Here is a 22,796-nt window from a genome sequence, read left to right as displayed (position 1 = left end):
CGCGGGATGACAATCCTGCGCCCCGCTTCGTTGGAGGATGCCGCGCCGCTTGCCGCACTCGGTCGCGACAGTTTCGTCGCGGCATTCGGCCATGTCTACGATCCCGCGGATCTCGAGGCGTTCCTGAAGGCGGTCTATTCCGTCGAGGCCGTCGGCGAAGAGATTGCCGGGACAAGCTGCACCCATCGCCTCGCATGGGGTGAGGACGGCAGGCTCCTCGGCTATGTGAAACTCATTCAGCCGAGCCCTTACACCGAATATTCCGACGCCATCCGCCCCATCGCTCTCGGCCAGCTCTACACGGACCCGGCGCGCACCGGCGAAGGCATCGGGGCCGCGCTCATGGAGTGGGCGCTGGCCGCCGCTCGCGCTGACGGCCATGATGCCGTCCAATTGTCCGTCTGGAGCGAAAATCCGGGTGCGCAGCGCTTCTATCGCCGCTACGGTTTCGAAAAGATCGCGGATATCGACTTCTATGTCGGCTCGCACCGCGACGACGAATATCTCTACGAATTGCGACTGGAAGAGGACAAAGGCACATGAGCGAATTCGGATTTTCGAGCACCGCGGACGACGTTCTCGAAGGACGTGACCTTTCCGGCAAGCGGGTCTTCGTGACCGGCGGCTATTCCGGTCTGGGCAAGGAAACCGCCCGCGCCATGGCATCGAAAGGCGCAGAGGTCGTGATAGCAGGACGCGACGAGGAGAAGCTCGCGGAGGTCAGGGCAGAACTCGAACGGGAAACGGGCGGCAGGATCGAAACCATTCTCTGCGACCTCGCCTCACTGCAATCGGTGAGGGACTGCGCCGCCGAAGCACGCGAACGGTTCGACCTGATCGACCTTCTCATCAACAATGCCGGGGTCATGGCCTGCCCGAAGGATCGCACCGCCGACGGGTTTGAACGGCAATTCGGCACCAATCACGTCGGCCACTTCCTGCTTACCAATCTCCTCGTCCCGCTGCTGGAGAAAGGCGACAGGCCGCGCATCGTGAACCTGTCGAGCCGCGGCCATCATATCGATGAGGTTCACTTCGACGATCCGCATTTCGAGGACCGGGACTACGACCCCTGGCTGTCCTACGGCCAGTCGAAGACTGCCAATGTCCTGTTCACGGTCGGCCTCGAAGAGCGCCTCAAGGATCGCGGCATCCATGCCTACGCCGTCCATCCGGGCGGCATTCACACCAATCTCGGGCGTCACATGACCGAAGAGGACATGGCGCGGCTATCGAAGCGTATCGCCGCCTCCGCTGCGGAAGACGGCAAGAAGCCCGAAGGGTTCAAGACCATCCCGCAGGGCGCAGCCACGACCTGCTACGCCGCAACCGCCAGCGAGCTCGAAGGACGCGGCGGGCTCTATCTCGAAAACTCGCATGTTGCCGAAGTCGACGACGAAAGCCGCACCGAAGGCGTGCGGTCCTATGCCGTGGACCGCGACAAGGCCAATCGGCTTTGGGCAATGTCGGAAGAGATGACCGGAGAGCGTTTCAGCTACTGATCCGGGCTAGTCAAAGCCATTTCAGCTTTTTGAAGACCAGCAGCAGGATCACGAGAATTCCGGTGCAGAGCGCCGCAACCTCCCAGAAGGCGGAGGGATCGTCGACCCCCGGCATCCCGCCGACATTGATGCCGAGCAGGCCGGTCAGGAACGACAGCGGCAGGAAGATGCCGGCGACGATGGTCAGCATGTAAGTCGCGTGTTCGCTCGATGCGAGACTACGTGCGCGCAAGTCGTCCTGTAATACGACGGCGCTTTCCTTACTGATGTCGATGTCGTCGAGATAGCGGCGGAGGCGATCGATCGTTTCCGCGATCTCGCGGCGGTCGTGCTCCTCGAACCAGGCGGGTGCGTCGCGGCTGATCCGTTCCAAGGCCTCGTGCTGCGGAGACATATGGCGTTGAAGGCCGAGGCAGTTGCGCCTGATGGCGGAGATGCGGCTGACCATCGCTTCGGGATCATCCTCCGGGTCTTCTGCCTCGAGCTCGTCGATGACCTCGTTCATGTCGACGATCGACTGGTTCATGCGGGCCACCATGTATTCCGCGAGCAGCGTAATCGTCGCTCCGGCATCGGGCGGACCCTGTCCGCGATCGACCAGCGCGAGGATGTCGCGCGGCGTCTGCAGCGGGTGGCGACGCAGCGTGACGAGACGCCTTCCGTCGCACCATAATTGCATGGAGATCATGTCCTCGGGCTCTGCCCCGGGATTGAAGTTGATGCCCCGCAATGTGGCGACCAGCGTGCTGCCTTCGCGAAATGCACGTGGCCGGGTCGCGTCGGATACGAGGAGTTCGGCGGTCGGCTCGGGAACGCCGAGCTGTTCCTCCAGCCATTCCTGAACCCCCGGCTTGTTCCGGCACAGATGCACCCACATCACCTCGTGCGGGGCCTGCGGCTGCCAGGTCCGTGCCTCCTCCCAGCCGATCGGTCGTCCGCCGCCCTGCCCGTCTAGGATCCGTCCGAACAGGAGCGGCCCGTCGGGCGCATCGCGTTCCGCATCCTTGATATCCTGGCTTGCCATGGCGATGTTCCCTACCGACCCGAAGACTGCTATTGCCGACGCTATGCCCCGAACCTTCGCCAAATCGCAACATTGCATCCGCACTGGGAAGGCAATCCGGGCAACGGCCAAGCAGAGAGTTTTTGAATGCCAGGACAGTGTTCCATGTGTTCCATCGGTTCAGGAATGACCATTTGAGTATGAACGACATCCGTCCCTGGCGCACGATCGAGCGCCGCCAATCCCGTCAGATCATGGTCGGCAGCGTGCCTGTCGGCGGAGATGCGCCGATCACGGTGCAGACGATGACGAACACGCCCACCTCCGACGCGGCGGCGACGATCGACCAAATCCGCCGCTGCGAGGAAGCAGGCGCCGACATCATCCGCGTCTCCTGCCCCGACACGGACAGCACCGCGGCGTTCAAGCAGATCGCGCGTGCCGCTCAAGTCCCGCTCGTCGCGGACATCCATTTCCACTACAAGCGCGCGCTGGAAGCGGCTGACGCGGGTGCCGCTTGCCTGCGGATTAATCCCGGAAATATCGGCTCCAACGAGCGCGTTGCCGAAGTCGTCCGCGCCGCCAAGGCCAATGGCTGCGCGATCCGCATCGGCGTCAATGCCGGCAGTCTCGAAAAGGACCTGCTGGAGAAATATGGCGAGCCTTGTCCCGAAGCGCTGATCGAAAGCGCGCTCGACCACATCAAGCTGCTGCAGGATCACGACTTTCACGAATACAAGGTGGCGGTCAAAGCCTCCGACGTGTTCCTTGCCGTCGCCGCCTACCACGGGCTGGCGGAAGCAGTCGATTGCCCACTTCACCTCGGCATCACCGAGGCGGGCGGCCTGATCGGCGGAACGGTCAAGTCCTCGATCGGTCTCGGCTCGCTATTGTGGGCGGGGATAGGCGATACTATCCGCGTCAGCCTGTCGGCCGAACCCGAGCAGGAAGTCCGCGTTGGCTTCGAGATATTGAAGGCGCTGGGCCTTCGGACGCGCGGCGTGCGTGTCGTTTCATGCCCTTCTTGCGCGCGGCAGGGCTTCGACGTGATCCGCACCGTCCAGACGCTCGAGGAACGCCTGCAGCACATCAAGACGCCGCTGTCGCTTTCGGTATTGGGCTGCGTCGTCAACGGTCCGGGAGAGGCGCGGGAAACCGACATCGGTCTGACCGGCGGCGGCAACGGCAAGCACATGGTCTATCTTTCCGGGATGAAGGACCATCACATCGAGGATGGCGACATGCTCGACCACATCGTGAAGCTGGTCGAGGAGAAGGCCGCCGCGATCGAGGCCGAAAAGGACGATGCGGGCGAAACTGCCGCGGTCGCAGCGGAATAGCTCGGGCGCGGCGGAGCAGTATCCTTGATCGACGCGGAACATCTTGCCCGGCTGCCGGCGCGCGACGAGAACGGCCTGCTCCACGCCTTCATCGAATGTCCGAAGGGCAATACGCACAAGATCGACCTCGACAAGAATCTCGGGATCTTTCGCTGGGCTATCGAACTACCCGAAGGGCTCGCCTTTCCGGCCAATTTCGGCTTCATTCCGGCGACGCTCGCCGCGGACGGGGATGCGCTGGACGTGATGGTGCTGACCGGCGGGCCGCTGCCGTCGGGTACGGTGGTGGGAATACGTCCCGTCGCGATCCTGCGCATGGAGCAGGAAGAGGGCGGTACAATGGTTCGCAACGACCGTCTGGTCGGCGTACCGCCGCTCAGCCAGACATTCGGCCATATCGAACGCCTCGACGATCTGCGCGAGACCATGATGTGGGAACTTGGCGTGTTCTTCCGAACATATAACGAGCTCATCGACCGGAAGATTTCGATACTGGAACCCGGCGACGAACGGGAAGCTGCGGCGCTCGCGGAAAAAGCGATCGCAGCCAGGGACGATAAGAACGGCTGAGGTCCGGGTGCTCCACGTCGTCCACCACGTCGACTACATGGCGCCGCCGCCGACACGCGGAACGTTCAAGTTCGACAAATATCAGCTCGTGATGATCGTGCTGCGCGAAAGCGGGTATCCGCTGACCGAACACGCGCCCGATCCGATGCCGCGCGAATGGCTCGAGGCGGTGCATGATCCAGAATACGTGGCTCAGGTTTTCGCCGCCGACGTGCCGCGCGAGAAGGAACGGCGCATCGGTTTTCCCGTGACACAGCGGATTGCGAGCCGGGTGCGGCATACGAATGGCGGCACCTATCTCGCCGCGCTTCTCGCCAAGCAGCATGGTTACGCGGCGAACAGCGCGGCGGGCAGTCATCATGCGCTGCACGATACCGGAGCCGGATATTGCGTGTTCAACGATCTCGCGGTCGCCTCCAATCGCCTGATCGCGGAAGGCCATGCGCGCCGCATCCTGATCGTCGATTGCGACGTGCATCAGGGGGACGGGACTGCGAGCCTTACCGCGGGGCGGGAGGATATTTTCACCCTCTCGCTGCACGCGGAGAAGAACTTTCCGGTGCGAAAGGCTCGCTCCAGCGTCGATGTCGCACTGCCCGACGGGACCGGCGATGCGGAATATGTGGCAACGCTGAAGCTGCATCTTCGCCACGTGCTCGACGAGTTCGAGCCCGATCTCGTCCTTTATCAGGCGGGTGTCGATCCGCATAAGCGCGACAGGTTGGGTCGGCTTTCTCTCTCGGACGAAGGCCTTGCGGCGCGCGACCGCTTCGTCGTCGGAGAAGTGCGGCGGCGGGGATTGCCGATCGCCAGCGCCCTTGGCGGAGGCTACGGATCGGACCAGCGCGAAGTCGCGACGCGGCACGCCCGTTCGATGCTCGCGATGGCGCGAGAAAACGCAGGCTGTGCGGAGGAGAACTTTACGAGCATTTAAGGAGCATCGGCTAGAACCTGTCGGGTCATGAAGGCCCAGTCGCTCTCCTTCGCCGCAATCGTCATCGGCTCCGTGTGGTTCTGCACGCCGCAAGCGGTGGACGGACCGCGCAGCAGGTCTGCCGAAAAGGTCGCCCTCGCCAGTGAGACGGGGGAAAGCGCTGCATCCGATCGCGTGACATGGGGCGCCGGGCTGACGATCCTGGAGCGGCAGGCGGACGGGCACTTCTACGCGAATGTGGTGGTGTCGGGCGTCGAGACGCAGATGCTGGTGGATACCGGGGCAAGTTTCATCGCTCTGACCGCCGCAGATGCCGAGGCGATCGGCTTGGACTGGAACGAAAGCGACATGACCGTCGTCGCGCACGGGGCGAGCGGCCCGGTTCGCGGGGTTCCCGTATCGCTCGACGAGGTGGAACTGAACGGCCTTCATGTGCGCGACGTGCGCGGCGCGATCATTCCCGAAGGCCTCGGCATCTCGCTGCTCGGACAGACCTTCCTGTCCCAGATCGACCGCGTCAGCATCGAGGACGGGCAGATGGTCCTCGGCGAGTAGGGGCGAACTGGTAGCGGTTCACCTTGGCGTTAACAGACGCTATGTAAGAGGGCGTCATGGCTTCGAGACGCAAATTTCTTGCCGCAGGGCTGCTCGCCGCGGGCGTCGCTTCCGCCTCGCCCCCGCGTGTGTTTGCCGCGGCGAGGGCGGCGAGCGGGCGGGACGAGAAACTGCACGCGATAGCCAGGCGGCAACTCGAGCGCCTCGGCGACGAAATCTGGCTGAAGGACATGGTCGCCATCGTCGATTTCGGCCTGCACAGCCGGGAAAAGCGTATACATTTCATAGATATGGAAGCCGGCAACGTCCGTTCGTTCCACGTCACGCACGGCCAGGGCAGCGATCCCGACAATACCGGCTGGCTGGAGGGATGGTCCAATGTTCCCAATAGCTTAGCGAGCAGCAGGGGCGCTTATCGCACCCGCAACTGGTATGTCGGCAAATACGGCAAGTCGATGCGCCTCGACGGTCTCGATCCGAGCAACGACAACGCATTGTCCCGCGCCATCGTCATGCACCAGGCTGACTATGCGAGCAGCCAAGTGGTTGACAAATATGGAAAACTCGGACGATCCAACGGCTGCTTCGCGATGGCTCCGGGCGAGTTCGACTATGCGCTCGAGCGACTTCATAACGGTCGCCTGTTGTTCGCCGAAAGCCTTGGAATCGACGCGAAGGGCGAGATTGTTGAAACCCCGCCGCAATACGATCTGATGCCCCTTCAACCCGAAAATCCCGATACGTTTCAACGGACTAACCCCGGCGTTTACTGATCGCAGGACCTCGCGACAGGGCGATGCACAATGGCACCAAGAAGGGGTCTAAGCGCACCTAAAGCGCGTGACGCGCCCCTCCCCGTCGTCTAGCAATTCCATCTGCGCTATGAACCGCGACCATCACCTTTTGCCCGTTCTGATGGCGCTTGCGGGGGTCGCATTCCTCTCGCTCATGGACGCTTTCATGAAAGGCGCCGCCCTCGCCATCGGGGCCTATAGCGCGAGCCTGCTGCGGGTGGTTCTGGCTGCTCTCATCGCGGCGCCCGTCTGGCTTGTGCGTGGCGGACGCAGGCCGACCCGGCGAGCGATGCGCTGGCATCTCGCCCGCGGCTTCGTATCCGGCTATATGGCACTCACCTTCTTCTATGCGCTGACGAAGCTCCCCATTGCAGAGGCCATCGCGATTTCGTTCGTCGCGCCGATCCTCGCGCTGTATCTGGCTGCCCTGTTCTTGAAGGAGCGTATCGGGCGAGGCGCGATCGTGGCTGCCCTGCTCGGCTTTGCCGGAACACTCGTCATCGTCGGCGGCAAGATCGGTCGCGGGCGGATGGACGAGGATATCGCGCTGGGCCTTGCCGCGCTGCTTTTCTCTGCCCTGCTCTACGCCCTAAACTTCGTCATAATCAGGCAGCAGAGCCAAGCCGCCCGGCCATTGGAAATCGCCGTCTTCCATAGCGCGATCCAGGTTCTCGCTCTCGTCGTCCTCGCGCCCTTCCTGCTCGAATTTCCCGCCGCGCCGATCTGGTTCGATCTGGGCATTGCCGCGGTCCTGACGATTGCCGGGGCTCTTGCCATCGCTTTCGCCTATGCCCGCGCCGAGGCGCAAAAGCTCATCCCGCTCGAATATACCGGCTTCCTGTGGGCGGCGCTGTTCGGCTGGCTGATGTTTTCCGAACCCGTCACCTGGACGACACTGGCCGGGGCGGCGCTGATCGTCGTGGGATGCTGGATCGCCGCGCGCCGTCCGGCGGAGTTCGCCCATATCTGACGGCGGCGGGCGCTTCGTGCTCGCGATCGGCCCGCCCGCTCGGAACGCCGCCGAAATCCGCGCGTTCGAACCATAGACAAGGCCTGCCGCCCCCTTGACCGGAGCGGTGTTTTTGCGCAGGGCGCAGGCTTGACAAAGGACATGCAAAAGCCGGGCAATCTGCGGCCCGTCGGCACTGCGCATGGCCTCCGGCATTTTGAGAAGGACCGTTTCCCGCAATGACCCAAGTTGGACAAGATACTCTCGGCACCCGTGACACGCTGACCGTCAACGGGAAGGAATACGCTTATTATTCCTTCAAGAAAGCGGCCGAGAAACTGGGCGACGTGTCGCGCCTGCCGTTTTCGTTGAAAGTCCTGCTGGAGAACATGCTGCGCTTCGAGGATGGCGGCTTCACCGTGGGCCGGGAACACGCGCAAGCCATCGTCGACTGGCAGAACAATCCGACGACCGGCAATGAGATCCAGTATCGCCCCGCCCGCGTCCTGTTGCAGGATTTCACGGGCGTTCCCTGCGTCGTCGATCTTGCCGCCATGCGCGACGGGATCGCAGCACTCGGCGGCGACACCGCGAAGATCAATCCGCAGGTTCCCGTCAACCTCGTCATCGACCACTCCGTCATGGTCGACGAGTTCGGCCACCCCAAGGCGATGGAAGCGAACATGGACCTCGAGTACCGCCGCAATGCCGAGCGGTACGACTTCTTGAAATGGGGCAGCAAGAGCTTCGAGAATTTCAGCGCCGTCCCGCCGGGAACGGGTATCTGTCACCAGGTCAATCTCGAACACATCGCCAAGGGCGTTTGGGCAAGCGAAGGCCCGGACGGGCAGCTTGTAGCCTATCCCGATACCTGTGTCGGCACGGACAGCCACACGACGATGATCAACGGCCTCGGCGTCCTTGGCTGGGGCGTTGGCGGCATCGAGGCGGAGGCCGCCATGCTCGGCCAGCCCATTTCCATGCTCATCCCGCAGGTCTGCGGCTTCAAGCTGACCGGCAAGCTCGCGGAGGGCGTAACCGCGACCGACCTCGTCCTGACCTGCGTGCAGATGCTGCGCGAAGTGGGTGTCGTCGGCAACTTCGTCGAATTCTACGGACCTGGCGTTTCGCATCTCAGCCTCGCCGACCGCGCTACGATCGCCAACATGGCGCCGGAATATGGCGCGACCTGCGGCTTCTTCGGGATCGATGACAAGACCATCGACTACATGCGCATGACGGGGCGCGAAGAAGATACGATTGCGCTCGTCGAAGCCTATTCGAAAGAACAGGGCATGTGGTTCACGGGCGAGAACGAGCCGGTCTTCTCGAAGACGCTCGAACTCGACATGAGCTCTGTCGTGCCATCGCTCGCCGGTCCCAAGCGGCCGCAGGACAAGGTCGCGCTGCCGATGGTGGACGAGTTGTTCAACAACGACCTGAAATCGGTTTACAAGAAAGACGCACCGCACCGCGTCGCGGTGGAGGGCACGGATCACGACATCGGGGACGGCGACGTCGTCATCGCCGCGATTACGAGCTGCACCAATACGTCCAACCCGGACGTGCTGATCGCCGCCGGCCTTGTTGCCAAGAAAGCGCGCGAAAAGGGTCTGAAGCCCAAGCCCTGGGTCAAGACCTCGCTCGCACCGGGCAGCCAGGTGGTGACCGATTATCTCATCAAGGCGGGACTGCAGGACGATCTCGACGCGATCGGTTTTGACCTTGTCGGCTATGGCTGCACGACCTGCATCGGCAATTCCGGCCCGCTCGCGCCGCCGATCAGCAATGCGATCAATTCGAACGACCTCGTCGCGGCATCCGTCCTGTCGGGCAACCGCAATTTCGAAGGCCGCGTCTCGCCCGACGTGCGCGCCAACTTCCTCGCATCGCCGCCGCTCGTCGTCGCCTATGCGTTGAAGGGAACGGTGACCGAGGACATCACGGAAACTCCGCTGGGACAGGATCAGGACGGCAACGACGTGATGCTCGCGGATCTGTGGCCGAGCAGCCAGGAAATCGCCGACTTGCGTGCCAGCAGCATCGATCGCTCGATGTTCGAGGCGCGTTATGCCGATGTCTACAAGGGTGACGAGCACTGGCAGGCGATCACGGTCGAGGCGTCCGACACCTATCGCTGGAAGCCGGGCTCGACCTACGTCGCCAACCCGCCCTATTTCGAGGGGATGGGCATGACGCCCGATCCGGTGACCGACATCACCGATGCGAAGCCGCTCGCCATTCTGGGCGATTCGGTGACGACCGATCACATCTCGCCAGCAGGCTCGATCAAGGAAGATTCGCCCGCCGGTCGCTATCTGATGGAGAACCAGGTCGCGAAAGCCGACTTCAATTCCTACGGCTCGCGGCGCGGCAACCACGAAGTCATGATGCGCGGCACTTTCGCCAATATCCGCATCAAGAACGAGATGGTTCCGGGTGTCGAGGGTGGCTACACGACCTATGGCGGCGAGCAGATGGCGATCTACGACGCTGCTATGAAGCACAAGGAAGATGGTACGCCGCTCGTCGTGATCGGCGGCAAGGAATACGGCACCGGCTCGTCACGCGACTGGGCGGCGAAGGGAACCATCCTGCTCGGCGTTCGTGCGACCATCGTGGAAAGCTACGAGCGTATCCATCGCTCGAACCTCATCGGGATGGGCGTTCTGCCCTTGCAGTTCAAGGACGGCGAAAGCCGCGACACCTTCGGCCTCAAGGGCGACGACACCTTCACCATTCGCGGACTGGCCGACCTGACGCCGGGGCAGGACGTGACGGTCGAGGTGACGCGCGCCAACGGCGAGACGCTGAGCTTCACTGCCAAGTGCCGCATCGATACCGCCAACGAGATGGAATATTACAAGCATGGCGGCATCCTGCATTACGTTCTCAGGAACCTTGCAGCCTGATGCGGATCGCGGGCGCTCTTTCCCTTCTGTTGCTGGCCGGGGCCTGTGGTTCCGGCACGCCAGAGGAAGAGCGCCCGACGCAGGAAATGATGGCGGCGGCGAAGCCCGACGTCCACCAGATCGGGGCGCTGGAACTTGCCCGTATGATGGACAATGGCGATGTCGCTGTGATCGACGTGCGTACGGCGGAAGAATTTGCCGAGGGGCATATCAAGGGTGCACTCAATATGCCGCTCGACAGCTTCGATCCCGACGAAGTCATGGCGCTGGAAGCAGACGATGTCGTGCTCTACTGCCGCTCGGACCGGCGCTCCAACATGGCCGCCGCGCAGCTTAGCGATGCGACGGGCGAACCGGTGACCCACCTCGATGGCGGCATCGTCGCCTGGCAGGAAGCGGGCCAGAGCGTCGCGCTCGGGGCATCCTGAGCTTTCAGTCGATAGTGCGCTGCTAAAAAGCGGCGCGCCGCATTACGAGAACTTCGGCACCAAACGAAAAATGCCGCCGGACTTTTGGGTCCAGCGGCACTTTTTCCGTCCACGCGGTAGAGCGCAGGATCAGCTGTAGCGGACGCGCACTTCCTGACGCTGGCGTGGTCGACGCATTGCAGCACCGACGAAGCCGAAGCCAAGCAGCAGCAGCGCCCAAGTGCCGGGTTCCGGAACGGCCGGAACTTCGCGACCGATCGCCGAACCCGTGCCGACGCCATTGAGGCTCTGATAGCGAACGTAGAAGTCGCCAAGCGTCAGCGAATCGAGGCTCTCGTCGAACCCGAGAGTAAAGGTGCCGGTGGCCGCGCTGCCCAACAGTGCTCCGCCCTGTCCCGAACAGCCATTGCCGTTATTGTTGGACAGACACGCATCGACGCCGATCCCGCCAACCGGATAGGTTCCGACGAGGTTGAGGTTGTCGTAAGCACCCATGGCCGAGCCGGAGGTGGCTTGCGGATCCATGTCGAACGCGAAACCAGATACTCGCGAGTCCGGGCCGCCGGACGTCGAGGTGTTGGTCACCGTATATTCGAAGGTGAAAGTGTCCGATCCGACGCCGCTCAGCAGCGTGATGATCAGATTGGCCGAAAGCCCCGGGATCACCGCTTCGGGATCGCCGCCGAAGCCGTCGAAATCGATTTCGAAGCTGTCGCCGTCATCGTCGAAGATGTACTCCGCGGCCGAAGCCGGAGCCGCCATCATGCTTGCCGAAGCAAGCAGACCTGCAATCAGTAATTTACGCATTTTCATTCTCCAAGAAATGACCGATCTGAAAGTGCGACTCGACTATGATTTATCGTCACCTCGATAGCAGGTTAATAAAGAGTAAAAAATGTCGGAGTTCGTGTGTCTCATATCGAGACAGCGGCGCTTGGCTGGCAACCTTTTGAAGCGAAAGGACTCTTCGGGTTGATCTTATTATTTGTTGAAAAGACCACCCTGCGCGTCAGGTGATTTTTTTGGAGCGTCGAGCCCCAGATGACGCCACCCATCCTCGTTCAGCACCCGACCGCGCGCTGTCCGTGCCACCAGTCCGAGCTGGATGAGATAGGGCTCGATCACTTCCTCGACCGTGTCGCGCGGCTCCGACAAGCCAGCCGCCAGCGTCTCGACCCCGACCGGCCCGCCCCTGTAGGTCGTGGCGATCATGGTGAGATAGCGGCGATCCATCGCATCGAGGCCGAGCCTGTCCACTTCGAGCCGGGTGAGGGCATCGTCCGCGACGCTCCGGCTCACCTGCTTGGCGCCGGCCACGCTGGCGAAGTCCCGCACGCGCCGAAGCAGGCGACCCGCAACGCGGGGCGTTCCGCGCGACCGGCGGGCAATCTCGCGCGCACCGCCCTCGTCGATACTCATGTCGAGCAGGCGCGCGCCCCGCATCACGACCTGAAGTAGTTCGTCCTCGGTATAGAAGTTGAGCCGCACCGGAATTCCGAACCGGTCGCGCAGCGGCGTCGTCAGCAGGCCCTGCCGCGTGGTCGCGCCGACGAGCGTGAAGGGCGGCAGGTCGATCCGCACGCTGCGCGCGGACGGCCCCTCTCCGATGATGAGATCCAGCGCGCGGTCCTCCATCGCGGGATAAAGCACTTCCTCCACCACCGGATTGAGGCGGTGGATCTCGTCGATGAAGAGGACGTCGTTCGCCTCGAGATTGGTGAGCAGTGCGGCAAGGTCGCCGGCCTTGGCGATGACCGGCCCGCTGGTGGCGCGAAAACCGACGCCGAGTTCCTTCGCGACGATCTGCGCCAGCGTGGTCTTGCCGAGGCCAGGCGGACCGAAGAACAAGACGTGGTCCATCGCCTCGCCTCTCCCCCTGGCGGCTTCGATGAAGACGCGCAGGTTCTCGCGCGCAGCCTGCTGACCGACGAATTCGGCCAGCGATTTCGGGCGCAGCGCCGCATCCGGATCTTCGGGCTGCCGGTCGGGAGAATGAAGGGGAACGGGATCGGTCATTAATTGCAAGCGCGCCTAGAACGGGTTCAACGTATAGCCGCGTTGTTGCAGCAGCGCGTGAGCCGTCATCGCCGACAGCGCCATCTCGACGCCCGGGATCAGGTCTTCCTGAGCGATGCCCTGCCCGACGGCGCTTTGCCCGCAAACGATGAAGCGGACGCCTGCATCGAGCATTTCGCGCACCATCGCGGCGGAGGCATTGTCCTCGCCATCGAGCAAATCCTTCACCGCGCTGCCATGCACGACGACGGCGAGCCGCATGTTCTCGGGATCGACCCCGTGCGCGGCATGCATATTCATGAATCGCGCCGCGCTTTCGAAGCCGCTATTGCGCTGTCCGTCCGGCGCTTTGCGCGCCACGTCGAAGCTGTGCGCGAACTCCGTATCGGCAGGAACGTCGCCGATACCCTCGACGCTCAGATGCGGGCCGAAATCCTCGAATACCGGGCCATAACGCACGCCCGTATCCTGCGCGCTCAAAGGCGCGGCAATCAGCGCCGCCCCGCCAATCATTATCATCAATTTCATGCCTTACGCTCCTTGAAAAATCGCGACCAGATCCAGACCCCCACAAGCCATATCGCCGAAAATGCAAGTTGATAGAACGGCACGAAGACGAAGATGAGCAGATTGAAGGCATCGGGCTGAGTCAGGAATGTTAGCATGATGTAGAAGCCCGCCCCGGCCAAAGCCGAAAGCACGAGTCCGAGGAGCTTTAGCGGGAGGTTTGGCGTGCCCAAACAGAAAGGAACGAGCGGCGCGAGCGCCCATAATAGAAAAAGACCTCCAACGGTGAAGAAACCTGTTTGGTTCGGTTCGCCCATCCAGAAAAGGCAAATTAGCACCAGAGCCGCGTAGCCCGCGACAATCCACCAAAGCAGTTTCGGCTCCAGCTTCACCCGGCTGCCTTCTTGAGCGCGACGCGGATAAGATCGCTTTCGCTTGCTTCCTCGCCCAGTTCGCCCTGCGCCCGTGCGACCGCCTGCGCGGCGATTGCGGGCTTGAAACCCAAATTCTGCAAGGCCGACACCGCAGCAGAACTCGCGCCGCCTGTTGCCGTCCCAACACTCTGCGATGCGCCGATCTCGCCAGCGGGCAGCGCGCCCGCCTTGTCCTTCAATTCGTTGACGATGCGTCCGGCGAGTTTCGGCCCGACCCCCTGCGCCCGCGCGACGCTGGCCGCATCGCCCGCCGCACAGGCATCGCGCAATTCATTAGCCGACAGAGCGGACAGGATCGCGAGCGCGACCTTGCTGCCCACGCCCTGCACCTGCGTCAGCAGTCGGAACCAGTCGCGCTCCGACGCGGCAGCGAAGCCGAGCAGGCGCATGTCGTTCTCGCTCACCTGCAGGTCGGTGTAGAGCGTGCAGGCCTCCCCCTTTTCGCCCAGTGCCGCGAGCGTCTTGGTCGAACAATGGACGAGATAGCCCACGCCCGACACGTCGATGACGGCCCAGTCCGGCCCGGCATCGTCGAGCACACCTTTCAATTTTGCGATCATTCGAACGTCCCGGCCATGCTTTGTTCTTGCCGCTAAAGAACCTCTTGGTCCAGTCGTTATGGACAGCGAACCACAGTTGCGCAAAAGTGCGCCGCATGAGCATCAATACGTTCGGGCGGGTGTTCCGCTTCACGACATGGGGCGAAAGCCACGGTCCGGCGCTGGGGGCGGTGGTGGACGGATGCCCTCCGGGGCTCGAACTCGACGAAAGCGATATTCAGCCTTTTCTCGATGCGCGGCGTCCCGGGCAGTCGAAATACACGACGCAGCGGCAGGAGGCCGACGCCGTTCGCATCATGTCCGGCGTGTTCGCTGACGGTGGCGGGAAACAGCGTACGACCGGCACACCGATCGCGCTCATGATCGAGAATACCGATCAGCGGTCGAAAGATTATTCGGAGATTGCGCAGACCTATCGCCCGGGCCATGCCGACTATGCCTATGACGCGAAATACGGCTTTCGCGATTACCGCGGCGGCGGACGTTCGAGTGCGCGGGAAACCGCCGCAAGAGTGGCGGCGGGCGCCATCGCGCGGCTCATCATTCCAGAGGTGACGCTTGCTGCCTATGTCTGCGAACTGGGCGGTGATGCGATCGACCGCGAGGCGATGGATCTCTCCACGATCGGCGACAATCCGTTCTTCTGTCCGGACCCCGCCGCCGCCAGCCGGTGGGAGGGTCTCGTGGACAAGGCGCGCAAGGACGGCTCATCGCTGGGCGCGGTCGTGGAGTGCGTCGCAAGCGGCGTTCCCGCAGGCTGGGGCGCGCCGGTCTATGCGAAGCTCGACGCGGAACTTGCCGCCGCGATGATGGGCATCAACGCGGTGAAAGGCGTCGAGATCGGAGACGGCTTCGCCGCAGCGCGCCTGTCGGGCGAAGAGAATGCCGATCCCATGCAACCCGGTACGCAGGATGCAGGTCCGGCTTTCGCGGCCAACCATGCAGGCGGTATCGCGGGCGGTATTTCCACCGGACAGCCGATCGTCTGCCGGGTCGCCTTCAAGCCAACCAGTTCGATCCTCACGCCGGTCGACAGCATCACGCGCGACGGTGCGGCGACCAAGGTGCGCACGAAGGGGCGGCACGATCCATGCGTCGGCATCCGCGGAACGCCGGTCGTCGAAGCCATGATGGCGCTGGTCCTGGCGGATCACAAACTGCTGCACCGGGCGCAATGCGGCTAGGCATTGCCGATCGGGAACAGGTGGGCGTCGTCACTCCTTGATCCATCATCGAGGCCGCTCATATATTTGAGCGAGCCGGCGAGTCTTGCAAAAAGCACGAGCGATGGAACCTCCCAAAGACGCGATCTATTACGAGCAACTCGCGAAAATTGCGCGAAAGAAGGCGAGCCTCAGCGACGATCGCGCCGTTTCGATCCGCTTGCGCGAGGCGGCCATTCGCCATGAACGGCAGGCGCGAAAACTGCGCCGCGAGGAAAGCAAGGCTTACTGAGGCACTAGTCCGTGTCGGGCTATTGGACGTAAAGATCGGTCACTTGCGCGAAATGCATGAAACTGCCGAGTTCGTTGCGCTTTCCGAAAGTTCCAAATTCCTGATTGAAAATATCGATGTAAGCAATCGCAACAATCGGCTTTTGTGCAATGCAACAGCCCTTATCTGGGTCGGTGAGTTCAAACCCAATCTATTCAGGAGCATTCCATGGGAATCATCGGCAAGACCATCCAGCCGTTCAAGGCAACCGCATTTCAGGCAGGCAAGGACTTCTTCGAAGTTACCGACGAAGATGTGAAGGGCAAGTGGGCGGTATTCTTCTTCTATCCCGCCGACTTCACGTTCGTCTGCCCGACCGAACTGGAAGACCTCGGCGAACATTACGATCACCTTCAGAAGCTCGGCGTAGCAGTTTATGGCGTCTCCACCGACACGCATTTCAGCCACAAGGCATGGCACGACACGTCGGAGCGGATCGGCAAGCTGAAGTTCCCGTTCCTCGGCGACCAGCTGCACACGCTGTCGAAGAATTTCGACGTGCTGCGCGAAGACATGGGTCTCGCCGATCGTGCGACCTTCGTGGTCGACCCGGACGGCGTCATCCAGATCATGGAGCAGACCTGCGAAGGCGTCGGTCGCAATGCGAACGAACTGGTCCGCAAGATCCGCGCCGCTCAATATGTTCGCGAGAACCCCGGTCAGGTATGTCCGGCGGCCTGGGAAGAAGGCAGCGAAACGCTTGCCCCCTCGCTCGATCTCGTCGGCAAGATCTAAGCGAAACTGATCGCATCGGTCGGCGCCTTTGAGGTGCCGGCCGATCCCCGAACGCGCTTCCTTAACAGGAGCCTTCGGGTCGCGAGAGGTCCGGGGGCAACCCTCCCCCTCCCCCCAAGCCCCCGGGCCTTTTCGCTTTTTTTCTAGTTACTCTCCCCCGCCCCCTCCCGCAAAGGACCGCCATGCTCGATGCAACCATGACAGCCCAGCTGTCCCAATATCTCGAAAACCTGCGCGAACCGGTCGATCTGATCGCCTCGCTGGATGACAGCGACAAGTCGCGCCAGACGCGCGAGTTGCTGGAAGAGATTTCCGCCCTGCACGACATGGTTTCCGCGCGGTTCGACGGCGACGACGCTCGCCGTCCGAGCTTCGCCATTCGTCGCGCGAACGATCCGCTGCGCGAAGTGCGCTTCGCCGGTCTGCCCATGGGGCACGAATTTACCTCTCTGGTGCTTGCCTTGCTTTGGGCAGGCGGTCACCCGCCGAAGGTTGATGCCGACCAGCTTGAGCAGGTCCGCAGCCTCGATGGGGACTTCCATTTCGAGATGTACTTCTCGCTGTCCTGCCACAACTGCCCCGACGTCGTACAGGCGCTGACCCTCATGGCGCTCGAAAACCCGCGCGTATCCGCGACTTTGATCGAGGGCGGAACCTTCCAGCAGGAAGTCGAAGACCGCGACGTCATGGCCGTTCCTGCTACCTTCCTCGACGGCAAGCCATTCTACAACGGCAAGATGGAACTCGCCGAAATCCTCTCGCGCCTCGATAGCGGTGCCGATGCCAAGGCGGCCGAGAAACTGTCGGCGAAGGAGCCTTTCGAAGTGCTCGTCGTAGGTGGGGGCCCGGCCGGTGTCGCCGCATCCGTCTATACCGCGCGCAAGGGCTTTCGCACTGGCATCGCTGCAGAGCGGTTCGGCGGACAGCTGAACGACACGCTCGGCATCGAGAACCTGCCGGGAACCGTCTATACCGAGGGACCGAAACTCACTTCCACACTCGGCGAACAGGTCAGGGAAAACGAAGTCGATCTGATGAACCTCGCCAAGGGATCGAAGTTGCTTCCTGCCAAGGAAGCAGGCGGCCTTCACCGGATCGAACTGGAAAACGGAGCGACCCTGTCGGCCCGTTCGCTTATCTTGTCTACCGGTGCGCGCTGGCGTCCGCTCGGCGTTCCGGGCGAGGACGAATATCGCAACAAGGGCGTCGCCTATTGTCCGCATTGTGACGGTCCGCTGTTCAAAGGCAAGCGCATCGCGGTCGTGGGCGGCGGTAATTCCGGCGTCGAAGCCGCAATCGACCTCGCCAATATCGTCGGGCACGTGACGCTCATCGAATTCGAGGACAAGCTGCGCGCGGACGAGGTTCTTCAAGCCAAGCTGCAATCGCTCGGCAATGTCGAGATTCTGAAGTCGGCCCAGACCACTGCCGTCACCGGCGACGGCTCGCGCGTGACCGGTTTGGATTACGAGGACCGGAAGAGCGGCGAACAGCGTCACCTCGATCTCGAAGGCGTGTTCGTACAGATTGGGCTCGTGCCCAATACGGAATGGCTGAAGGATAGCGGTCTCGAATTGTCGCAATATGGCGAGATCATCATCGACGATCATGCAGCGACCAATCTGCCTGGCATTTTCGCGGCAGGCGATGCGACGACTGTCCCGTACAAGCAGATCGTGACGGCGATGGGCGAGGGTTCGAAGGCGGCGCTATCGGCTTTCGATTACCTCATTCGGACGGAAGCGGCTGAGGACATTGCTCAGGCCGCCTGATTGCCTTTTCTCAAACGCTGATCGAACGCCGTCGAACCGAGATGACCCGGTTCGGCGGCGTTTTTCGTATGCCCGCCGCGTTCCGCCGTGCAATCGCCACAGCCTATCAATCCAACGCAATTAATCGATTGGACGAATTAGTCGCCTTGGTTCACCTTGTCTTCCATCAAAGGACCGTTCCCGAGTCCCCCCGAACAGGAGAACACGATAATGGATGCGAAAACTGGCGATATCAGCGGTTGCCCCTTCAGCCCCGATGGGGGCGTTCGCGCTCTGCTGGGCCGGACCAACAAGGACTGGTGGCCCGATGCTCTCGATTTGCACATTCTCACGCAAGGCGGAACCACGCCCGATCCGATGGGTGAGGACTACGATTACTGCGAGGCCTTCAACCTCCTCGATTACAACGCGTTGAAGGAAGACTTGAAGGCGCTCATGACCGACAGCCAGGAATGGTGGCCGGCGGATTACGGCCATTACGGCCCCTTCTTCATTCGCATGGCCTGGCATGCTGCAGGAACCTATCGCACGGGCGACGGACGCGGCGGTGCGTCCAGCGGCCAGCAGCGGTTCGCCCCGCTCAACTCCTGGCCGGATAACGGCAATCTCGACAAGGCGCGCCGCCTTCTCTGGCCAATCAAGCAGAAATACGGCAAGCATATCAGCTGGGCCGACCTGTTCGTCCTGACCGGCAACGTCGCCATCGAATCGATGGGCGGACCGGTCTTCGGCTTCGGCGGCGGTCGCAAGGACGTCTTCGAACCTGAAACGGATGTCTATTGGGGTTCGGAAGAACTCTGGGTCGATCAGGGTGTCGATACCCGCATCATCCCCGACGAAGGCAAGGCGCTCGAAAACCCCCTCGCCGCAATTCAGATGGGCCTCATCTACGTCAATCCGGAAGGACCGGGCGGCAACCCGCACGATGCGGAAGGCATGGCCCGCGATATGCGCGAGACATTCGCTCGCATGGCCATGAACGACGAGGAGACCGTCGCACTGACCGCCGGCGGTCATGCGTTCGGCAAATGCCACGGTGCGGCTCCGGTCGACACGCTGTCGGGCGCGCCGGAAAGCGAAGCCATGCAGCACATGGGCTTCGGCTGGGCAACCGATGCCGATCAGATCGACAAGGGTCACATCACCACCTCGGGCATTGAGGGTCCGTGGACGCCCAACCCGACGCAGTGGGGCAACGACTATTTCCGCCTACTGTTCAAATACGAATACGAACTGACGGAAAGCCCTGCCGGTGCGAAGCAGTGGACGCCGATCGATCCGGAAGAAGCCGACATGGCACCAGATGCGCGTGATCCGTCGAAGAAGGTGCCGACGATCATGACGACGGCTGACATGGCGCTGAAGCGCGACCCGGAATATCGCAAGATTTCGGAGCGTTTCCGCGACGATCAGGCAGCGCTGGACGATGCCTTCGCACGCGCATGGTTCAAGCTGACCCATCGCGACATGGGACCCAAGGTTCGTTATCTCGGACCTGAAGTGCCGAGCGAGGACCTGATCTGGCAGGATCCGATCCCCGCCGGAAAGGAAGCATCGGACAGCACGGTTTCCGACTTCAAGGCCAAGGTCCTCGATAGCGGCCTGTCGGTTTCGCAGCTGGTCAAGGCGGCATGGGCTTCGGCATCGACCTATCGCAAGTCCGATCACCGCGGCGGCGCGAACGGCGCGCATATCCGCTTCGACGAACTGAAGAACTGGGCGGTCAACGACAGCGAGGAATTGTCGCAGGTGCTCGACAAGCTGGACAGCTTGCGCGACGATCTGTCGATGGCCGATGCGATCGTGCTTGCCGGTGCGGCGGCGGTGGAGAAAGCGGCGAAGGACGGGGGCTTCGACATCGAAGTTCCGGTTTCGACTGGCCGCGGCGACGCGAAGCGCGAGGATTTCGACGCGGAAAGCTGGGAACCGCTCGAGCCGTTTGCCGATGGTTTCCGCAACTTCCTGAAGACCAAGGCATCTGTGAAGACCGAAGACCTGCTGGTCGATCGCTCGCACCTGCTCGGTCTGTCGATCCCGGAAATGACGGTTCTCGTCGGCGGGATGCGTGTTCTCGGCGCGAATAGCGGCAATTCCAAGCACGGCATCTTCACCGATCGTCCGGGTGTCCTGTCCAACGACTTCTTCACCAACCTGCTCGACATGAACACCTTCTGGGAAGTGGTCGACGAAAGCGGGGACGAGGAATTCGTCGGTCGCAATCGCAAGGACAAGTCGGAACGTTGGACGGCGACCCGCACGGATCTGGTCTTCGGCTCCAACTCGCAGCTTCGCTCGGTGGCGGAAATTTATGGCGAGAACGGCAACGAGGAAAAGTTCGTGAAGGACTTCGTCGCCGCCTGGACCAAGGTCATGGAAGCCGACAGGTTCGATCTGAAATACGCGAAATATCATTCCTGATCCGGGTTTAGCTTCGGGCGCAGGGAAGGCCCTCGGCAGCAATGCCGGGGGCCTTTCTCATGGCATGTGCCTGAATGGATCGGGTCTGTCTGTTGCCGCGCGGAGTTCGAAATGCCTCAAAATGACGAAAGCTAATGCCACCAGCGGAACTTCTGCGGGCCTCCCCGCAAGATAATTACGACAACAAGAGCATTGCCATCAGATTTGGGATTTTCGGCTGCCTCGCCTCGGTGTATTGGAGCGGCGAACATACCGGACGGGTAGGTCCCGTAGCGGGGTTCGCTGGAGCTACCCGCCTTGATCACGGACCGCATCAAATCGCTCGACGCGATACTTGCCACTGCCGAAAACAAATCGCTGAAACGGACCCTGAGCGGCTTTCAACTGATGCTGTTCGGGATCGGCTGCATCATTGGAACCGGCATTTTCGTCCTGACGGCGGCGGGCGCGCAAAAAGCGGGCCCGGGCCTCATGCTTGCCTTTGCGATCGCCGGAGTCATCTGCATCTTCGCCGCGCTCTGCTATGCCGAGATCGCCGCGACCATTCCTGTTTCCGGCTCGGCCTACACCTATACCTATGCGACGATGGGTGAATTTCTCGCCTGGACGGTCGGCTGGGCACTCGTCCTCGAATATGCGATCGCCGCCAGTGCCGTGTCGGTGGGCTGGTCCGGCTATTTCGTCGGTTCGATCCTGAACGAGACACTCGGCATCTACCTTCCCCCGTGGCTGTCCGCCGGCCCGCTGGCCCTCGGCGGAGCGGCGGGTGGTTTCATCAACCTTCCCGCGCTGGTCATCGCGTTGCTCGTCACTTTCCTGCTTGTTATCGGAACGAGCGAGAGCGCCAAGGTCAACGCAGTTCTCGTTGTCATCAAGGTGAGCGCGCTCTCGATCTTCATCGTGTTGACCTTGCCCGAGGCCGATGTCGCCAACTTCAACCCGTTTCTGCCTGCCGGGGTGTTCGGCGGCTGGGGCAGCGGCGTTGGCGCAATGGGTGCGGCGGCAACGATCTTCTTCGCTTATGTCGGGTTCGACGCGGTTTCGACCGCAGCGGAGGAAACCAAGAACCCTCAGCGCAACGTACCGTTCGGGCTGGTCGGCTCGCTGCTCTTCTGCACGGTGTTCTACATCCTCGTCGCAGCAGGCGCGATCGGCACGATCGGCGGGCAGCCGATCATGGGCCCGGGCGGCATACCCTTCCCGGCGGGCTCGGAGCAACTGGCCGAGCAATGCGCGATGCCGCAATATGCGGCGGCCCTGGTCTGTTCGGACGAGGCACTGGCCCATGTCCTGCGGCAGATCGGCTGGTCGGGAGTCGGCAATTTCCTCGGCTTCGCAGCCTTCGTCGCGCTCCCCTCCGTCATCCTCGTGCTGCTTTTCGCGCAGACCCGCATCTTCTTCGTGATGAGCCGCGACGGATTGCTGCCTGAAGTCTTGAGCCGCGTTCACCCGCGCTGGCAGACCCCCTATGTCGTAACCATCTTTACCGGCGTCGTCGTCGCGCTCGGCGCAGCGTTCTTCCCGGTCGGCCGGCTTGCTGACATTGCCAATGCGGGGACATTGTACGCCTTCGCCATGGTCGCGATCGCCGTGATGGTCCTGCGCCGTCGCCGACCCGATGTCGAACGCCACTTCCGGGTCCGAGGACTATGGGTGATCGGCCCGCTCGCCATCGCAGGCTGCATCTTTCTTTTCCTGAACCTGCCGAGCGACGCGATGATCGTCCTGCCCGTCTGGACCGTGATCGGCTTCCTCATTTACTTCGGCTATGGTCGCAGCCGGAGCCATCTGGGCCAGGGTATCACGGAAGTCGTCGACGATATCGAGGGCGACGAGACCCTGATTCCGATCGATCCTCCCAAGGACTGAACCG

22 protein-coding genes are annotated in these 22,796 nt (G+C 62.2%); 16 read left to right on the top strand and 6 right to left on the bottom strand.

Annotated features, from left to right (window positions below; genetic code table 11):
• Positions 1-6 precede the first annotated feature (6 nt).
• On the top strand, positions 7-543 hold the full coding sequence (locus GRI38_RS10380; protein ID WP_160683239.1) for a GNAT family N-acetyltransferase: 537 nt from the start codon (positions 7-9) through the stop codon (positions 541-543).
• Positions 540-1,502, top strand: a complete 963-nt coding sequence (locus tag GRI38_RS10375; RefSeq protein ID WP_160683236.1) for an SDR family NAD(P)-dependent oxidoreductase — start codon at positions 540-542, stop codon at positions 1,500-1,502. The genes GRI38_RS10380 and GRI38_RS10375 overlap by 4 nt, the downstream gene beginning before the upstream one ends.
• Positions 1,503-1,512: 10 nt before the next feature.
• Here the strand turns inward: GRI38_RS10375 and GRI38_RS10370 are convergent, their stop codons facing one another.
• Positions 1,513-2,526 (bottom strand): zinc transporter ZntB, encoded by a 1,014-nt coding sequence (locus GRI38_RS10370; RefSeq protein WP_160683233.1) that lies wholly within the window; start codon positions 2,524-2,526, stop codon positions 1,513-1,515.
• A gap of 179 nt (positions 2,527-2,705) precedes the next feature.
• Here GRI38_RS10370 and ispG point away from each other — a divergent pair, with 179 nt between their 5' ends.
• The 8 genes from ispG to GRI38_RS10330 all read left to right on the top strand — a co-directional run bounded on the left by ispG (position 2,706) and on the right by GRI38_RS10330 (position 10,987).
• Positions 2,706-3,845 carry a flavodoxin-dependent (E)-4-hydroxy-3-methylbut-2-enyl-diphosphate synthase gene (gene ispG, locus GRI38_RS10365; protein ID WP_160683230.1) on the top strand — a complete coding sequence of 380 codons (1,140 nt, stop codon included), beginning with the start codon at positions 2,706-2,708 and terminating at the stop codon, positions 3,843-3,845.
• A 24-nt stretch (positions 3,846-3,869) separates the two neighbouring features.
• Entirely contained in the window at positions 3,870-4,415 is a 546-nt protein-coding gene (locus GRI38_RS10360; protein ID WP_160683227.1) for an inorganic diphosphatase, read from the top strand.
• A 7-nt stretch (positions 4,416-4,422) separates the two neighbouring features.
• Positions 4,423-5,349 carry a histone deacetylase family protein gene (locus GRI38_RS10355; RefSeq protein WP_160683224.1) on the top strand — a complete coding sequence of 309 codons (927 nt, stop codon included), beginning with the start codon at positions 4,423-4,425 and terminating at the stop codon, positions 5,347-5,349.
• Positions 5,350-5,376: 27 nt separating this feature from the next.
• The gene (locus tag GRI38_RS10350) at positions 5,377-5,904 is read left to right on the top strand and encodes a retropepsin-like aspartic protease family protein (RefSeq protein ID WP_160683221.1); all 528 of its coding nucleotides are present in this window, start codon (positions 5,377-5,379) and stop codon (positions 5,902-5,904) included.
• A 56-nt stretch (positions 5,905-5,960) separates the two neighbouring features.
• On the top strand, positions 5,961-6,677 hold the full coding sequence (locus tag GRI38_RS10345; protein WP_160683218.1) for a murein L,D-transpeptidase catalytic domain family protein: 717 nt from the start codon (positions 5,961-5,963) through the stop codon (positions 6,675-6,677).
• 109 nt (positions 6,678-6,786) lie between these two features.
• Positions 6,787-7,668 (top strand): DMT family transporter, encoded by an 882-nt coding sequence (locus tag GRI38_RS10340; RefSeq protein ID WP_160683215.1) that lies wholly within the window; start codon positions 6,787-6,789, stop codon positions 7,666-7,668.
• 218 nt (positions 7,669-7,886) lie between these two features.
• Positions 7,887-10,559: an aconitate hydratase AcnA gene (acnA, locus tag GRI38_RS10335; RefSeq protein WP_160683212.1), complete on the top strand. Its 2,673-nt coding sequence runs from the start codon at positions 7,887-7,889 to the stop codon at positions 10,557-10,559.
• On the top strand, positions 10,559-10,987 hold the full coding sequence (locus tag GRI38_RS10330; RefSeq protein ID WP_160683209.1) for a rhodanese-like domain-containing protein: 429 nt from the start codon (positions 10,559-10,561) through the stop codon (positions 10,985-10,987). Before acnA ends, GRI38_RS10330 begins: the two co-directional genes overlap by 1 nt.
• A 129-nt stretch (positions 10,988-11,116) precedes the next feature.
• On the opposite strand, the gene GRI38_RS10325 is transcribed toward GRI38_RS10330, so the two are convergent.
• The 5 genes from GRI38_RS10325 to ruvA form a co-directional block, all read right to left on the bottom strand.
• Positions 11,117-11,794: a cistern family PEP-CTERM protein gene (locus tag GRI38_RS10325; protein WP_160683206.1), complete on the bottom strand. Its 678-nt coding sequence runs from the start codon at positions 11,792-11,794 to the stop codon at positions 11,117-11,119.
• Between the two features lie 174 nt (positions 11,795-11,968).
• Positions 11,969-13,003, bottom strand: coding sequence for a Holliday junction branch migration DNA helicase RuvB (gene ruvB / locus GRI38_RS10320; RefSeq protein ID WP_160683203.1), 1,035 nt, complete (start codon positions 13,001-13,003; stop codon positions 11,969-11,971).
• A 15-nt stretch (positions 13,004-13,018) separates the two neighbouring features.
• A complete protein-coding gene (locus GRI38_RS10315; protein WP_160683200.1) occupies positions 13,019-13,531 on the bottom strand; it encodes a DsrE family protein in 513 nt (170 codons plus the stop codon).
• The gene (locus tag GRI38_RS10310; protein WP_160683197.1) at positions 13,528-13,902 is read right to left on the bottom strand and encodes a hypothetical protein; all 375 of its coding nucleotides are present in this window, start codon (positions 13,900-13,902) and stop codon (positions 13,528-13,530) included. Before GRI38_RS10310 ends, GRI38_RS10315 begins: the two co-directional genes overlap by 4 nt.
• Entirely contained in the window at positions 13,899-14,504 is a 606-nt protein-coding gene (gene ruvA, locus GRI38_RS10305; RefSeq protein ID WP_160683194.1) for a Holliday junction branch migration protein RuvA, read from the bottom strand. Before ruvA ends, GRI38_RS10310 begins: the two co-directional genes overlap by 4 nt.
• 95 nt (positions 14,505-14,599) lie before the next feature.
• Between ruvA and aroC the strand changes: the two genes are divergently transcribed.
• From aroC to GRI38_RS10280, 6 genes are all read left to right on the top strand, one after another.
• A complete protein-coding gene (aroC, locus tag GRI38_RS10300) occupies positions 14,600-15,688 on the top strand; it encodes a chorismate synthase (RefSeq protein WP_160683191.1) in 1,089 nt (362 codons plus the stop codon).
• Between the two features lie 103 nt (positions 15,689-15,791).
• Positions 15,792-15,959, top strand: a complete 168-nt coding sequence (locus GRI38_RS13965; RefSeq protein ID WP_202389942.1) for a hypothetical protein — start codon at positions 15,792-15,794, stop codon at positions 15,957-15,959.
• Positions 15,960-16,166: 207 nt separating this feature from the next.
• Positions 16,167-16,733, top strand: a complete 567-nt coding sequence (gene ahpC, locus GRI38_RS10295) for an alkyl hydroperoxide reductase subunit C (protein ID WP_160683188.1) — start codon at positions 16,167-16,169, stop codon at positions 16,731-16,733.
• Positions 16,734-16,915: 182 nt separating this feature from the next.
• Positions 16,916-18,505, top strand: a complete 1,590-nt coding sequence (gene ahpF, locus GRI38_RS10290; protein WP_160683185.1) for an alkyl hydroperoxide reductase subunit F — start codon at positions 16,916-16,918, stop codon at positions 18,503-18,505.
• Between the two features lie 210 nt (positions 18,506-18,715).
• Complete coding sequence (gene katG, locus GRI38_RS10285; protein WP_160683182.1) at positions 18,716-20,923, top strand: catalase/peroxidase HPI; 2,208 nt, start codon at positions 18,716-18,718, stop codon at positions 20,921-20,923.
• 297 nt (positions 20,924-21,220) lie between these two features.
• Positions 21,221-22,792, top strand: a complete 1,572-nt coding sequence (locus tag GRI38_RS10280) for an amino acid permease (protein WP_160683179.1) — start codon at positions 21,221-21,223, stop codon at positions 22,790-22,792.
• Positions 22,793-22,796 lie beyond the last annotated feature (4 nt).

Origin of the sequence: Parapontixanthobacter aurantiacus (genome assembly GCF_009827635.1) — a bacterium.
Taxonomy (GTDB): Bacteria; Pseudomonadota; Alphaproteobacteria; order Sphingomonadales; family Sphingomonadaceae; genus Parapontixanthobacter; species Parapontixanthobacter aurantiacus.
This window is presented reverse-complemented; position numbering and strand designations above follow the sequence as displayed.